The following is a 15771-nucleotide window of genomic DNA, read 5'->3' as shown; positions in this document are numbered from 1 at the left end:
CGCAAAAGGATTCTCACCAATCGTAACGTGCGTCAGAACTTGTACGAAGCGGTCAGCTTGTAGGTCCTTGGGTCGCCGTAGTAGGCGGTCACGGTGTTGAAGAAACCACCGAAGGCGTAGCCAGCTACCTTGTAGCGCTTATCCGTCAGGTTACGGCCGTGCAGGCCGATTTGCAGGCGGCGGTCGGTACTGGTCCATACCAGGCCGGCGTCCCACAGCGTGAAGCCGCCTTGTGCCAGCATCAGGTTCTGCGGCACCAGCGCATCCATCGAAGCGATGCCGGTCAATCGCACGATTTCAGCCTGGTACACCTTGTCCTTGTAGGACAGGCTGTTGTTGAAGCTCATGCTGCCGCCGCGGCCGAACAGGCTGACCGGCCACTCATATGTCGCGCCCACGTTGGCCGACTTTTTCGGCGTGTTCTGGAATTCCGCACTGCTCGCCACATTGACCAGTGTCGCGCCGCTGGCCACCATCCATTCCTTGTACTCGGCGTCGATGTAGCTCAACATGCCGTTCAGCGACAGGCCATCCGTGACGCGGGCAATGGCTTCCAGCTCCAGGCCCTTGATCTTGGCCTTGCCGGCGTTGGTCAGCGTGCCGGCGAAGCCGTTCACCTGGCCTTGTGCATTGAAAGTCGGGATCGAGCCGGGAATCTGCACGTTCTTGTAATCGGTGTAGAACACAGCCGCATTGGTCTGCAGGCGGCCGCCGTTCAGCGACGATTTCAGGCCCAATTCAACGGTATCGACTTCTTCCGGATTCACGCCCTTGCGTTTCTCGAGCGAGGCCGGGGTGTTCGGGCCGCCGGTCGCCGCCAGGTCCATGCGCGGATCGAACATGCCGCCCTTGAAGCCGCTCTGGTACGAGCCGTACACGTTGTGTTGCGGCGACAGTTTCCAGCCAAAGCCCAGTTTCGGGGTGAATTTCTTGTCTTTGCGATGCAAGTCTCCCTTGCCGAGGTCCGTGTTCGGCGTCAGGCCCACGGCGGCAGGATTGCCCAGGTTCGGCGAGCCGGCCAGACCGAGGTAGGTGCGCTTATAAATGGCGGCTTCGCGCTCGTCGTCGGTCCAGCGCCCGCCGACACTGACGCTGAAACTATCGGACACGCTATAGCTGGCATCCGCGTAGACGGCCCAGGTCTTGGAATCGATATCGTCGCGGGTCAGCAAGGACAGGCCGCCAGCGGCGCTATACAGCACGTCGAATTCGTTGAAGGCATTGGTCTTCATGTAGAACAGGCCTGCCACGCCCTGCCATTTGGAGCCGGTGTAGGTGAGCTGGAACTCCTGGCTGTCCTGCTTGTCGCTGTAAATGGCCGGCGCTTCCCACAGTGGCGCGTTCAGCGAGTCGAAGTCGATTGGCGCGTAGGATTTGGACGAGCGGTGCGCAGTGACCGACTTGAACATTGTTTCGGCATTGATGTTGTAGTCGATCGTCAGCGAGGCGCCCTTGGTGGTCACTTGCTGCTCATGGCCGTTCACCTTGTACAGGTTGGCGCGGGTGTCGTAAGCGCCTTCCAGTGGGGGCTCATTGCCCGGCGGCGGGCCATTCAGCAGGCGGTAGCCTTGCTTCGGTTCCGAATTGTCCCGGGTGTAATCGGCGGCCAGCCGGATGAACAGGTCGCTGTTCGGTACCAGCTCCGCGCTGATGCGGGCGGCGTTGACGTCCTTGTTGTAGTTCTCGCGGCCGTTGATGAGGTTCTTGCCGAAACCGTCACGGTCGAAAGTGCCCACCGTGCCGCCGATGCGCAGGATGTCGCTGACCGGGGTGCTGCCTTTCAATACCAGGTCGTGCTGGCTATAGTTGCCCAGGGCTCCCTTGATTTCGAAAGTCGGGTTGGGGGACAGCTTGCGGGTCACGTATTTGACGGCGCCGCCAATGGTATTGCGGCCGTACAGGGTGCCTTGCGGGCCGCGCAGCACTTCGATGCGTTCCAGGTCGTAGATGTCGGTCAGGGCGCCTTGCGGGCGGGCCAGGTAGACGTCGTCCAGGTAGATGCCGACGCCTTGCTCGTAGCCGGCCACCGGGTCTTGCTGGCCGATGCCGCGAATGAAGGCGGTCAGGGTGGTATTGGTGCCGCGCGAGGCTTTGAGCGTGGTATTCGGCACAATGTCGGTCAGCGCGGTAATGTCCGGCAGCGCTTTCTTTTCGAGCTGTGCGCCGGATAGCGCGGTGACGGCGCCCGGCACATCCTGGATCAGCTCTTCGCGTTTGCGGGCGGTGACGATAACCCGGTCCATCTCGCCTTCGGCCTTCTCACCGCCGGCGCTTTGCGCCAGGGCAGGGTGGGAATACATGGCGGGAAGCGTCATCATCACGGCCGCTACCGAGCGTCGCAGCATGAAATTGTGTTTCGACACACGCATCAAAGTCTCCTCAGGTTTTGTTATGCGAGGAGTGTGCATGTTTTGCCAACTGTGCGAAACTGACAGGGTTGCACTCACGTTGTGCAATTTTGCACACAATCGTGACTAGTGCTATTTCAAATTCAGATAGAACTAATCCGTACTGATATAGCTGTGCCGCAGCGGCCTGCCCGCTTGCTATCCTCTGCCGAAAACATATCAGGGAGGCGGCAAATGACAGCGACGAATGAAACCCGGCGCAAGGTCTTTCTTGGCTTATTGGGCGGGGCCGCGGGGCTGGCCTTCGGCGGCGGCGCGGCGGCCCGCGTCGCGGTCGACGAGGCCAGCAAGGTCTTTCGCCTGGACGGCGGCGCCGCCACCTACGCCTTTGGCGTCAATGCGGGTGGCCAGGTACAAACGCTGTACTGGGGCGCCGCGCTGGCTGCCAGCGACCAGTTGCCGGCGGCTGTCCTCACCGAAGGCAATTCGTCGAACGAAATGCCGGTGAGCGTTTCGCCTTACGAATTTGCCGGTTTTGGCGGCGGCTTGACGACCGAGCCGGCATTGAAGGTGCGCTTCCCCGACGGCGTGCGCGACCTCGACTTGCGCTATGTTGGCCACCAGGACAAGGGCGACCGGCTTATTCTGCAACTGAAAGATGTGCAGCGGGCAGTCCATGTTGCGTTGACTTACGCAATGGACGAGGCGACTGGCATCCTTGCCCGCTCCGCCGTGGTGGAAAACAGGACCGGCAGCTGGATCCAGGTAGACCAGATGGCTGCAGCCTGCCTGAATCTTCCTTACAGCGACGATTACCAGTTGTCTTTCCTGTCCGGGCGATGGGCCGGCGAATTCACGTTGCAGACGCGCGCCATCACGCCCGGCGCCTTCGTGCTGGAAAGCCGCAAGGGCGTCACCTCGCACCAGGTGAATCCATGGATCGCAATCAGCCGCGCCGCGACTGGCGAGGAGGCTGGTCCCGTGTGGTTCGGGGCGTTGGGGTGGAGCGGCAACTGGCGCATCAGCGTCGAAATGGATGCAATGGGCGGCGTGCATGCAAGCGCTGGCTACAACCCGTTCGATTTCAACTACCGGCTGAAGCACGGCGAAAGCCTGGCGTCACCCGTGCTTCATGCCGGCTTTTCGAATGAGGGCTTTGGCGGAGCGTCGCGCATCTTCCATCGCTACCAGCGCGAGAAAATCCTGCCGCACGCGCCCGCGCCGCGCCTGCGCCCCGTGCTTTACAACTCCTGGGAAGCGACCTTCTTCGACGTCACCGAAGCGGGGCAGCTGGCTCTCGCTGAAAAGGCGGCCGGCATCGGTGTGGAACGTTTCGTCGTTGACGATGGCTGGTTTGGTGCGCGCAACAGCGACAAGCAAGGGCTTGGGGATTGGGTGGTCAGCCGCAAAAAGTTCCCGAATGGACTGGGCCCCCTGGTCAAGCGCGTGAATGAGTTGGGCATGCAATTCGGGCTCTGGGTAGAGCCTGAAATGGTGAACCCGGACAGCGACCTGTATCGCGCCCATCCCGACTGGGTAATCAATTTCCCCGGCCGGCAGCGTTCCCAAGCGCGCAACCAGTTGGTGCTGAACCTGGCGCGGAAGGACGTCTGCGAACACTTGCTGAAGGTGCTGGATGGGCTGGTCGCCAGTCACAATATCGCATACCTGAAATGGGACCATAACCGGGCCTGGTCGGAACCCGGTTGGCCGGAAGCGGCGCCGGACGAACAGCAGCGGCTCTACGTCGTCTATGTGGACAAGCTGTACCAGCTGCTGGCCGAACTGCGTCGGCGCCATCCGAAACTTGAAATTGAATCCTGTGCCAGCGGCGGAGGGCGCGTTGACCTGGGCATCATGCGGCTCACGGAACAGGTCTGGACCTCCGACAATACCGACCCGTATGACAGGCTCGTGATCCAGGACGGATACAGCCATGCTTACGCACCTGCGGCAATGATGGCCTGGGTGACCGACTCGCCGAACTTCGTCAACAAGCGGGAGACTTCGCTGGAATACCGTTTCCTGTCGGCAATGCAGGGCGGACTGGGAATTGGCGCCAACCTCAATCATTGGAAGGATGAAGATTTTTCCAAGGCCAGGCGCTTAATCGGAGAATACAAACTGATTCGCGCTACCGTGCAATTGGGGAATCTCTATCGGCTGGTATCGCCGAGGAATGGTTCGCCGCGTTCGGCTACGCTATCCGTTTCGCAAGACCGCAAGCAAGCAGTGTTGTTCGCCTTCCTGCATTCCAGCATGATGCGCTCGGCACAGCAAACGATCCAGCTGCGCGGCCTTGATGCCGATACCGTCTACGCGCTGCGTGCCATCGCCGGTGCCGCGGCGCCGGGGACGGTGGCCAGGGCAAGCGGCGCCTACTGGATGGGGCATGGCTTGAAGGTGATTCTGGAAGGCGACTTCCAGGCAGCAGCATTCGTGCTGCAGGCCGCCGCACACACCTGACCGGCGCATTCAGGCAGGACGGTGCTTGAGGCTAGCGTGGTAGCGGCGGGTCTCCTGCCAGAAAGCCTTGGCGACCGGCGAAAGCCGGCTCTCATCCAGGCATGCCAGGCCAATGCGCCTTGAAGCGCCCGGCGAGATGGGCCGCAGGACGACACCGTCATAGTGTTCGGGAAGTGCCAGCCTGGCCAATACCGATATGCCTTTCCCGCTTGCGACCAGCTCCAGGATAGACATCAGTTGCACCAGCTCGTAACGGATGTTTGGCCGCGATCCGTTCTTTTCAAATAGCCTGGAGACCAAAGCCTGCGACCCCGCACGCGTCAGGATGAATGGATCGTTCGTCATCGCTTTGAGCGGGACGTTATCGAGCCGCGCCAATGGATGCCTGGACGGCAAGACCGCCACCAGCTCGTCGATGGCCAGGGTTTGCGTATCGAAGTCGCGCTTGGGAAGCGTTATTGCGGCCAGTTCCAGGCGGCGCTCGATCAGGTCGTGCGAGGTTTGCTCGTCGGGCTTTTCCGTGACAACTATCTCCACGCCGGGATAACGCGCCTTGAAGCGCTCCAGAAGCGGCGGCAGGACCCTGATCGTCGCGCTGGCCCCGAATGAACCCAGGCGCAACAGGCCGGTCTTGAGTTCTGCCCCGGCCAGCGCCGTGGCCTGCGCCAGTTGGAGCGAGGCGAAGACGTCCCGGACGTGGGGCACGATTTGTTCGCCTGTATAAGTGAGCGACACGCCTGGCGCATTGCGGTCGATCAGTTCCGTGCCGAGCGCAGTTTCCAATGCTCGCAGGGCATGGCTGGTGGCCGAGGGCGACATGCCAAGCTTGGCCCCGGCTCCGGCGATTCCGTCCGAGGAAACGAGTGCCAGCAGAAGTTCAAGCTGACGCAAGGTAGGAGTGGTCATTCGAATCGTATTGAAATCAAATTCAATTGTGTATGAATTTGATGAAGCATACGATAAGCCGCTGTTCGCAACAACCATTAATATCCCAATGAGCCTCACCCTGGTAACACTCTGGCCCCTTTTTGTGTTGATTGTGGCTGGCTACTTCATGAAGCAAACCGGTTTTCCAGGCGATGGATTCTGGCCGGGAGCAGAACGACTCAATTACTTCATCCTTTTCCCAGGCCTGCTTTTTGGCAGCCTGGCAGCCGCGCCATTGGACAACCCAGCCTTGCCTCGACTGCTCGGGGCGACGACGCTTGCGTTGTCGGCATATGTAACCGGGCTGCTGCTGCTCCGCGCGCTGAAGGGATGGCCCGCGGCCCGGTTTGGAGTGATGTTGCAAGGTGTCCTGAGGTTTAACACCTACCTTGGCCTGGCAACAGTCGGCGGGCTTTATGGCAAAGAGGGCATGCTCCTGGCGAGTGTCCTGATTGCCTTGCTCGTACCTGCAGTGAACGTGCTGTCCGTTCTGGCACTGTCGGCCGACAGTGGGACGAGGCTTAAGCCGCTCGCACTCTCGCTCGTCAAAAATCCATTGATCGTATCTTGCCTTGCCGGTGCACTTTTCAATCTATTGGGATTCCGGCTGAACTGGGGCGCAGATCGTCTCCTGGCATTGCTTTCCAATTCGAGCCTGCCGCTTGGCTTGCTGTGCGTCGGAGCTGCTTTGAAGCCAGGCGAACTTCGCGGCCAGTTCAGCGCATTGGTCTCAAACAGCGTAGCGCGACTGTTGCTGGTTCCATTGGTTGCCTGGCTCAGTGCGCGATTTCTGAAGTTGTCCGGCACTGAAACGGCGATCATGGTGCTTTTCTTTGCCTTGCCCACTGCTCCAACTTCATATGTGCTGACGCGGCAAATGGGCGGGGATGGCCACCTCATGGCCGGCATCATCTCGTTGCAAACCCTGTTGTCGGCAGCAAGCCTGCTGCTGGTATTGGCGATGGCGACCTAGCAAATCAAATCAGCTAATGCGCTTGTACCAGCACTGGCCGGGGACGATGGCCTGATAAGCGGCGGCAAGGGGTTCTGCTGGATCGAGTTCCCGATCGAGGCCGAGGGTGCCGAAGGGAACCAGGCTGTCATGGAACAACTGCAGCACGCGCTGCCGCAGCAAGGGACCAAAGTCGGGCAGGGCACGCTGGCAGGCGATCAGGTTGAATTCGTTGAACGAAGCGTCGGTGACCAGGTTGTATTGCGCCCAGGTGATGTGGCTGCGCAGCGATGGCACCAGCATCGCGCGGCCACCCTGCAGGTTGAAGTAATCGGCCAGGCGGCCCTTGCCACCGGACTGCTGGTAGCCTTCCTGCGCCCGTTCAAGGTCCGCTTCGGGCAGCCAGGCCGACGCGGCTTCGTCCAGCATCTCGTCGCTGGCGACCGTGGCGTGAATTTCGGCATGGGACAGCAAGCCCATTTCGGCCAGTATGATGGCCAGCGTCCAGGCCTGCCCGGCGCCGGCGCAATCGGCCAGCCAGATGCGGGGCAGGGCAGCGCCGCGCAGGGAATGCTCGGCGGCTTCGCGCAGCATGAGTGCTTCGGCCGCGTCGTCGAACAATCCTGCCGGCGGCACGTGCAAGGTGCGCAGCAGCCCACCTGCAGTGGCGGGATCGTGCAGCACATGGTCCTGCAACTGCGACAGCGTGGAAAGCCCACGCTGCTGCATGAAGCCGAACAGCTTGCGCTTTAGCGGCGCCCGGTCGTGCAAGCGGAAATCGAAGCCGAAGCGCCGCACCAGCGCTTCCAGCAGCAGCTCCAGTTCGAGTTCCTCCAGCTCTGGCGCCGTGCTGCGGCGCAGTTCTTCGTTGGCACCCATCAGTGCAGCCAAACGCGCATCAGCGACAGGAGCTGGGCCACGTCCACCGGCTTGGTGATGTAGTCCGACGCGCCGGCCGCAATGCACTTGTCGCGGTCGCCCTTCATCGCCTTCGCCGTCAAGGTGATGATCGGCAGCGAGCGGAATTTCGGGATGCGGCGGATGGCGCGCATGGTGTCGTAGCCGTCCATTTCCGGCATCATGATATCCATCAGGACGATCTCGATGGTCGGATCGCGCTCCAGCACTTCAATGCCGTCACGCCCGTTTTCCGCGAAAGATACCAGCATCTGCTGGCGTTCCAGCAGCGAGGACAGGGCAAAGATGTTGCGCAAGTCATCATCGACGATCAGCACCTTGCGGCCCGCCAGTCCGGCATCGGCCGCATGGACTTCTTCCAGCATGCGACGCTGAGCTTCCGGCAGATTGGCCTGCGAACGGTGCAGGAACAGGGCCGTTTCATCGAGCAGGCGCTCCGGCGAACGGGCATCCTTGATGACGATGGTCTTGGCGTAGCGTTTCAGCTTTGCCACCTCCTTGCGGTTCAACTCCTTGGCTGTGTTGATCACGATCGGCAGGTCGCGCAGGCGCTGGTCCTTGCCGATCATGTCCAGCAGGTCGAAGCCGCTGATGTCGGGCAGGGTCAGGTCCAGCACCATGCAATCGAAGTGCGAGGCGTGCAGTGCAGCCAGCGCGTCCTGGCCGGTGCCAACGGCTGTGATGTCGACATCGCTATCGCCGATCAGCTTGACGATGGCGTCGCGCTGGTTTTCCTCATCATCCACCACCAGCAGGTTGCGCTTGCCGCCGATCAGGAAGCGCTGGATGCGCATGAATTCCTCGTTCAGGTCTTCCTTGCTGACCGGTTTATTCAGGTACGAGATGGCGCCGGAACGCAGCGCGCGTTCGCGCTCGCGCAGGCTGGACATCACATGCACCGGGATGTGGCGCGTGCTCGGGTCGCGTTTCAGTCGTTCCAGCACGGTGAAGCCATCGATGTCCGGCAAATCCAGGTCAAGCAGGATCGCGGACGGCAGGTAGTCGCGCGCCAGGCTCAGCGCCCAATCGCCCTGGTGGGTCACGATGCCCTTGAAGTTCTTCTCGCGAGCGAAATCCAGCACTACCTTGGCGAAACGCTCGTCGTCCTCGACGATCAGCACCGATGGATCGCCTGGCGTGGTCAAGCCGCGGTCGTCGATGGTCGAACCGTAGATCTGCTCGTCGGCCTCCACTTCCTGCCCCTGCAGCGGCTGCGCGTACAGCACGGCCGGCGTGGTGATGATCGGGTTGGCAGTTGTCGTTGAAGCCGGCAGGCGTGGCATGGCCGGCTGGCGGGCAGTTTCGTAGTACACGAAGCCGGAGCGGTTATACGGCAGGAACAGGGTAAAGGTCGAACCTGCGCCGACAGTCGACTCCACGCGGATCTCGCCGCCCAACAGGCGGGCCAGTTCGCGCGAAATCGACAGGCCCAGGCCGGTGCCGCCGTATTTACGCGCGGTGGAACCGTCAGCCTGCTGGAATGCCTCGAAGATCAGTTGCAGCTTGTCGCCCGCGATACCGACACCGGTGTCGCTGACCGAGAAGGCCAGCACCGCGTCGGCATTGCCCAGGTTCGGGTGGTCGGTGCTCCAGCCGCTTTGCACCAGCGCGATGCCAAGCGAGACCTGGCCATGGTTGGTGAACTTGAATGCGTTCGACAGCAGGTTTTTCAGCACCTGCTGCAAACGCGTGGTATCGGTCATCAGGGAGGCCGGCAGGTTGTTGCCAAGTTCCACCGTGAAGCCGAGATGCTTGGCTTCGGCCATGTGACGGAAAGTGCGTTCCACATAGCTGCGCAGGTTGGCGAAGCGGTATTCCGAGACGTCCAGCGTAACGGTACCGGACTCGATCTTCGACAGGTCCAGGATGTCGTTAATCAGGGTCAGCAAGTCGGAACCGGAACCGTGGATGGTCTTCGCAAATTCCACCTGCTTGCCCGACAGGTTGCCCTCCGGGTTGTCGCCCAGTTGCTGCGCCAGGATCAGCAGCGAGTTCAAAGGCGTGCGCAGCTCGTGCGACATATTCGCCAGGAACTCGGATTTGTACTTGGAAGACAGCGCCAGCTGGGTCGCCTTTTCTTCCAGCGCCAGTTTTGCCTGTTCCACCTCGCGGTTCTTGCGTTCTACCTCGATGTTCTGGTCGGACAGCAGGCGGGCTTTCTCCGCCAGTTCCTGGTTGGTCTGCTGCAGCTCTTGCGCCAGCGATTGCGACTGGGTCAGCAGCGATTCGGTCCGGCTGTTTGCCTCGATGGTGTTCAGCACCACGCCGATCGACTCCATCAGCTGGTCGAGGAAGGAGAGGTGGGTTTCCGTGAAGCGGTCCAGTGAAGCGATTTCGATCACTGCCTTCACCTGCTGCTCGAACAGGATAGGCAGCACCACGATATTGGTTGGCGGCGCAGCCCCCAGTCCGGAACTGACCACGATGTAATCGCGCGGCACATCGGTCAGCCAGATACGCACTTTCTCCAGCGCGCACTGGCCCACCAGGCCTTCGCCCGGCAGGAAGGAAGTCGGCAACTTGCGCGAGGAACGGTAGCCGTAGCTGGCGATCATGCGCAGGCGGGCGTCGGCCAACTGCGAGTCCATCATATAGAACACGCCGTGGTGGGCCGATACCAGCGGTGCCAGTTCGGACAGGATCAGTTTCGTCACCGCCTGCAAGTCGCGCTGGCCCTGCAGCAGGCGGGTGAAGCGCGCCAGGTTGGTTTTCAGCCAGTCCTGCTGGGCATTCTTCTGCGTGGTTTCCTTCAGGTTGCGGATCATCTCGTTGATGTTGTCCTTCAGGTAGGACACCTCGCCGCGCGCTTCTACCTGGATGGAACGGGACAAGTCGCCGCGCGTCACGGCGGTCGCCACCTCCGCAATGGCTCGCACCTGGTTGGTCAGGTTTGCCGCAAGCTGGTTCACGTTCTCGGTCAAGTCCTTCCAGGTACCGGCCACCCCGGACACGTTGGCCTGGCCGCCCAGCTTGCCCTCGGTACCCACCTCCCGTGCCACGCGGGTCACCTCGGAAGCGAAGGAAGACAACTGGTCCACCATCACGTTGATGGTGTCTTTCAGCTCCAGGATCTCGCCTTTCACGTCCACGGTAATTTTCTTGGACAAGTCCCCGCGTGCCACCGCGGTGGTCACCGCCGCAATATTACGCACCTGGCCGGTCAGGTTGGACGCCATGAAGTTCACGTTGTCGGTCAAGTCCTTCCAGGTGCCGCCGACGCCCGGCACGTAGGCCTGGCCGCCCAGCTTACCCTCGGTACCCACCTCACGCGCCACGCGGGTCACCTCCGATGCAAAGGAAGACAACTGGTCCACCATCACGTTGATGGTGTTTTTCAGTTCCAGGATCTCGCCCTTCACGTCCACGGTAATCTTCTTGGACAGGTCGCCGTTTGCCACCGCGGTGGTCACCTCCGCGATGTTGCGCACCTGGCCGGTCAGGTTGGACGCCATGAAGTTCACGTTGTCGGTCAAGTCCTTCCAGGTGCCGCCGACGCCGGACACGTTTGCCTGGCCGCCCAGCTTACCCTCGGTACCCACTTCGCGCGCCACGCGGGTCACCTCCGATGCGAAGGAGTTCAACTGGTCCACCATCACGTTGATGGTGTTTTTCAGTTCCAGGATCTCGCCCTTGACGTCCACCGTGATTTTCTTGGACAAGTCGCCGTTGGCCACGGCGGTGGTCACCTCAGCGATGTTACGCACCTGGGAGGTCAGGTTACCCGCCATCGAGTTCACGGAGTCGGTCAAGTCTTTCCAGGTACCAGCCACGCCTTTCACCTGCGCCTGGCCACCCAGCTTGCCCTCGGTCCCCACCTCCCGTGCCACGCGGGTCACCTCCGAAGCGAAGGACGACAACTGGTCCACCATCACGTTGATGGTGTTTTTCAGTTCCAGGATCTCGCCCTTCACGTCCACCGTAATCTTCTTCGACAAGTCGCCGTTTGCCACCGCGGTAGTCACCGCCGCGATATTCCTCACCTGGCCGGTCAGGTTGGATGCCATGAAGTTCACGTTATCGGTCAAGTCCTTCCAGGTGCCGCCGACGCCCGGCACGTATGCCTGGCCGCCCAGCTTGCCCTCGGTACCCACCTCCCGCGCCACGCGGGTCACTTCGGACGCGAAGGAACGCAGCTGGTCTACCATCACGTTGATGGTGTCTTTCAGCTGCAGGATCTCGCCGCGCACGTCAACCGTGATCTTCTTCGACAAGTCGCCGTTCGCCACGGCAGTGGTCACCTCGGCGATGTTACGCACCTGGGAGGTCAGGTTGCCCGCCATCGAGTTCACGGAGTCGGTCAAGTCTTTCCAGGTACCGGCCACGCCTTTCACCTGCGCCTGGCCGCCCAGCTTGCCTTCGGTACCCACTTCACGCGCCACGCGGGTTACTTCCGAAGAGAAGGACGTAAGCTGCTCCACCATGGTATTAGCGGTCATCGCCGCGCGCAGGTACTGGCCTTTCAGCGGATGGCCGTCGACTTCCAGCGCCATGGTTTGCGACAGGTCGCCCTTCGCCACAGCGCCGATCACGCGCGCCATTTCGGTGGTAGGGCGCACCAGGTCATCGATCAGGGTATTGACGGCGCTGATGATGGTCGCCCAGCCGCCGGAAACATGGACAGTCGCGCGCTGCGTCAGGCGGCCTTCGCGGCCCACTACGCGGCTAACCTCAGTCACCGACTTCACCATGCGCTCGTTGGTCTCGATGATGTCATTGAGGGTATCGGCGATCTTGCCCGACACGCCCGTCCAGTCGGACGGCAGGCGCGCCGAGAAATCACCTTTTTTCAGAGCCATCAGGGTGGACAGGATCAGCTTAAGGTCCAGCTCTTCCGGCAATTCGGTCATGTCGTTCATTCGACGGTACCTCAGGTATGAAGGTGGAATGCGAGGGTAGGCCTAATGTCACTCCGGCAGGTGCGACAGTCAAGTAAAAACGTGACAAAAAACTTCACTTTGTCAACTATGCAACGCGTGGGGAAACATTTTCCTTAGCATAACGACGTGCAATATTCCAACGCGCACGATTGGGGACGAAATTCGGGGTCAGGTCTGTCATTTGGACATCCAGCTCGCACCTTTGATATTTCTCAATACGTTCTTTCAAAGGCGGCGACCGCTCGGCTAACGGTTTTGACGGAAACACGTGCAAACCCGGCAATTTCTGGCATTGAATAAGCAAGGGAGCGATAGGCGCGTGCCATGGCTTCTTTCGGATCACGAAATTCCACGAAGTATTCTGCCAAGGGCCGAGCTATGGCACGACGTTGGGACCGCTTGAGTTCCATCAGGTTTCCTTCAGGACGCGTGTCCGCAACGCGAGCGCAGAATTCCTCGTCGCCAAGCAGGAGTTGGTTCGAGACTGCACGAAGGGGGCTAGGGCCACCCATTCCAGCCACGACGAACTCCTCATACGCCAAGCGTGCCTCGTGCCTGTTGCTATCGAAGTGCGCAAGCAGCTCATCGGTCCGTAGCCAGGAAGGGCCATCGACCATGTCCATCGTTGCGTTATAGCTGCTCCAGGGCCATTCCGAAGGCAAGGCCATCATATTTGCGCGCACGGGATTGAGTTCGATATACCGTGCAAGTTCCTTCATATAACGTTCTCGCTGGCAGAGAATCGCCTGGAAGCGTCCCTGGAACACGTGCCCGACGAGTCCATGGGCACGGTTGAAGTACTGCGAATAATTGCCATTAAGGTGCCGCATGCCGCGCGATAGCTGCCCGTCAACCGTTTCAAGCAAGATATGGAAATGATTGGTCATCTGGCAGTAAGCCAGCACCGCCAAATTGAATCGATCACAAGTCTCACCTAACAGGGTAAGCCAGGTCATCCGATCGCTATCGAAGCGAAAAATGTGATCTTTTCGGTCGCCGCGCGCAGTGACGTGATAAAGCGCGCCGCCGAGTTCGATGCGGAGTGGACGGCTCATCGATAGAGCTTACGCAGCAATACAAATGAAAACACCCGCCATTGAGCAACGTTGGGCGGGCGTTTTGATCTGCATCAAAGGTGTGCGGCGACTGTCCGAAAGACAGACCTGACCCCGAATTTATTGCAACTGCTTGAGGAGGAAGGCGTAGGTCAACGCCCACATCTGGGCTTGCTGGTCGTTGTTGGCGGCGCCGGCGTGGCCGCCTTCGGTGTTTTCCCAGTACAGCACGTCGTGGCCTTGGTCTTTCATCTTGGCGACCATCTTGCGCGCGTGGCCGGGATGGACGCGGTCGTCGCGGGTGGAGGTGGTGAACAGCACGCGCGGGTAGTGCTTGTCCTTGAACACGTTCTGGTAGGGCGAGTACTGGCTGATGTAGGCCCACTGCGCCGGGTCGTCCGGATCGCCGTATTCGCCCATCCAGGAGGCGCCGGCCAGCAGCTTGCTGTAGCGCTGCATGTCCAGCAGCGGCACCTGGCAAACAACGGCATTGAACAGGTCGGGGCGCTGCGTCAGCGCGGCACCGACCAGCAGGCCGCCATTGCTGCCGCCCATGATGCCGAGGTGGCGCGGGCTGGTGATCTTGCGCTTGATGACATCCTGGGCGACGGCAATGAAGTCGTCGAAGGCGCGCTGGCGGTTTTCCTTCAGCGCGGCCTGGTGCCAGCGCGGGCCGAATTCGCCGCCGCCGCGGATGTTGGCCAGCACGTAGGCGCCGCCATGCCGGAGCCATGCTTCGCCGGTAGTACCGCTGTAGAAGGGCTTCATCGAGACTTCGAAGCCGCCATAGCCGTACATCACGGTGGGGTTTTTGCCATTCAGCCTGGCCTTCTTGTTCATCAGGACGAAGTAGGGCACCTTGGTGCCGTCCTTTGAAACCGCCATGTGCTGCTGCACGGTGTAGGGTTTGGCGTCGAAGTAGGCCGGCAGGGACTTCAGCGCGGTGCGCTCGTCGTTGCCGGCATGGGCCAGGTACATCGTGGTCGGGGTCAGGAAGTCGGTCACCGTCAGGAAGTACTGCTCGGATTCGATCGGGTCGAGCGCTTGCACGGCCAGCGTGCCGAAGGCTGGCGCAGCGACGTCGCGCCGCTGCCATTTGCCGTCTGCATGGCGCAGTTCGACCAAGCGGTTCTTCACGTTATCGAGCACGTTGAGCAGCAGTGCCGAGCGGGTGGCGGAGACCCCGTCAAGCGAGCTGCTTGGCGTTGGTGTGAACAGTACTTCGAACTGTCGTTCGCCGGCCATGAAGCGCTTGAAGTCGGCCGCCAGCAGCGAGCCTTGCTTGTAGGTGGCGCCGTTGACGGTCCAGTCGGAGCGCAGGTCGATGATCAACTGGTCGCGCACCGTGTAGGCATTGGCGTCGTCCGGCTTGTCGATCTTGAACAGCTTGTCGCCTTCGCGCACGAACAGCTCGCTGGCGTAAAAGCCGATCTGGCGGTTGATGAACTGGTGGCTGTGGCCGGGCGTGAAGTCCTTGTAGGCGCCCACGCCCAGGTCGTCGGCCCTGGCTTCGTACAGGGTGGCCGCTGCAGTCAGCGCGGTGCCGCGCTTCCATTCCTTGACAATGCGCGGATAGCCGGAGGCGGTCATGCTGCCTTCGCCGAAGTCGGTTGAGACGAAGATGGTGTCGCTATCGATCCAGCCGATATCGCTCTTCGCTTCCGGCAGGTTGAAGCCGTCGGTCACAAAACGCCGGCTGGCGACGTCGAACTCGCGCACCACGTGCGCATCGCCGCCGCCGCGCGATAGCTGCACCAGGCATTGCTCGCCTTTCGGATACAGGCAGGACACGCCGTGCCATACCCAGTTTTCGTTCTCGTCGGCGGCCAGCTTGTCGATGTCGAGCACCGTCTCCCATTGCGGCTCGGCCTTCTGGTATTGCTCCAGCGTGGTGCGACGCCAGATGCCGCGCGTGTGCTGGGCATCGCGCCAGAAGTTGTAGTAATAGTCGCCATGCTTTGTGACGTAGGGGATGCGCTCCCTGGAATTGAGGATGGTCTTCAGGCGCTCGTGGATGCCGGGGTAATCCGGCTGCGCCTGCAGTTCCTTGAGGGCGACGGCATTTTGCTCCTTGACCCAGGCCAGTGGCTTGTCGCCGCCCACGTCCTCCAGCCAGAGATAGGGATCAGGCTTTTGCGCTTGCGCGCCGCCGACTGCCGCCAGCCCGAAGACTACTCCAGATGCCATTTTTCGATACGACCGCATTGCCGCTCCTGTTCTTCAGAATC

The 15771-nt window shown here is 61.1% G+C and carries 8 protein-coding genes; 2 read left to right on the top strand and 6 right to left on the bottom strand.

Features of this window, described 5'->3' with window-relative positions; all coding sequences use genetic code 11:
• Positions 1-32: 32 nt before the first annotated feature.
• Positions 33-2369 (bottom strand): TonB-dependent receptor, encoded by a 2337-nt coding sequence (locus tag ASD58_RS19590; protein WP_057262885.1) that lies wholly within the window; start codon positions 2367-2369, stop codon positions 33-35.
• A 213-nt stretch (positions 2370-2582) separates the two neighbouring features.
• Here ASD58_RS19590 and ASD58_RS19585 point away from each other — a divergent pair, with 213 nt between their 5' ends.
• Entirely contained in the window at positions 2583-4814 is a 2232-nt protein-coding gene (locus ASD58_RS19585; RefSeq protein ID WP_057262884.1) for an alpha-galactosidase, read from the top strand.
• 9 nt (positions 4815-4823) lie between these two features.
• Here the strand turns inward: ASD58_RS19585 and ASD58_RS19580 are convergent, their stop codons facing one another.
• On the bottom strand, positions 4824-5720 hold the full coding sequence (locus ASD58_RS19580; protein ID WP_057262883.1) for a LysR family transcriptional regulator: 897 nt from the start codon (positions 5718-5720) through the stop codon (positions 4824-4826).
• Here ASD58_RS19580 and ASD58_RS19575 point away from each other — a divergent pair.
• Positions 5713-6714 carry an AEC family transporter gene (locus ASD58_RS19575; protein WP_200951635.1) on the top strand — a complete coding sequence of 334 codons (1002 nt, stop codon included), beginning with the start codon at positions 5713-5715 and terminating at the stop codon, positions 6712-6714. The genes ASD58_RS19580 and ASD58_RS19575 overlap by 8 nt on opposite strands.
• Before the next feature lie 9 nt (positions 6715-6723).
• Here the strand turns inward: ASD58_RS19575 and ASD58_RS19570 are convergent, their stop codons facing one another.
• From ASD58_RS19570 to ASD58_RS19555, 4 genes are all read right to left on the bottom strand, one after another.
• Entirely contained in the window at positions 6724-7572 is an 849-nt protein-coding gene (locus ASD58_RS19570) for a CheR family methyltransferase (protein ID WP_057262882.1), read from the bottom strand.
• Positions 7572-12467 (bottom strand): HAMP domain-containing protein, encoded by a 4896-nt coding sequence (locus tag ASD58_RS19565; RefSeq protein WP_057262881.1) that lies wholly within the window; start codon positions 12465-12467, stop codon positions 7572-7574. Before ASD58_RS19565 ends, ASD58_RS19570 begins: the two co-directional genes overlap by 1 nt.
• Before the next feature lie 233 nt (positions 12468-12700).
• Entirely contained in the window at positions 12701-13543 is an 843-nt protein-coding gene (locus ASD58_RS19560) for a transposase (protein ID WP_057262880.1), read from the bottom strand.
• Positions 13544-13663: 120 nt separating this feature from the next.
• Entirely contained in the window at positions 13664-15730 is a 2067-nt protein-coding gene (locus ASD58_RS19555) for a prolyl oligopeptidase family protein (protein WP_057262879.1), read from the bottom strand.
• Positions 15731-15771: the final 41 nt, after the last annotated feature.

The organism is Duganella sp. Root1480D1 (assembly GCF_001427305.1).
Taxonomy (GTDB): Bacteria; Pseudomonadota; Gammaproteobacteria; order Burkholderiales; family Burkholderiaceae_D; genus Rugamonas.
The sequence above is the reverse complement of the archived record's forward strand: the minus strand, read 5'-3'. Positions and strand labels throughout refer to the sequence as shown.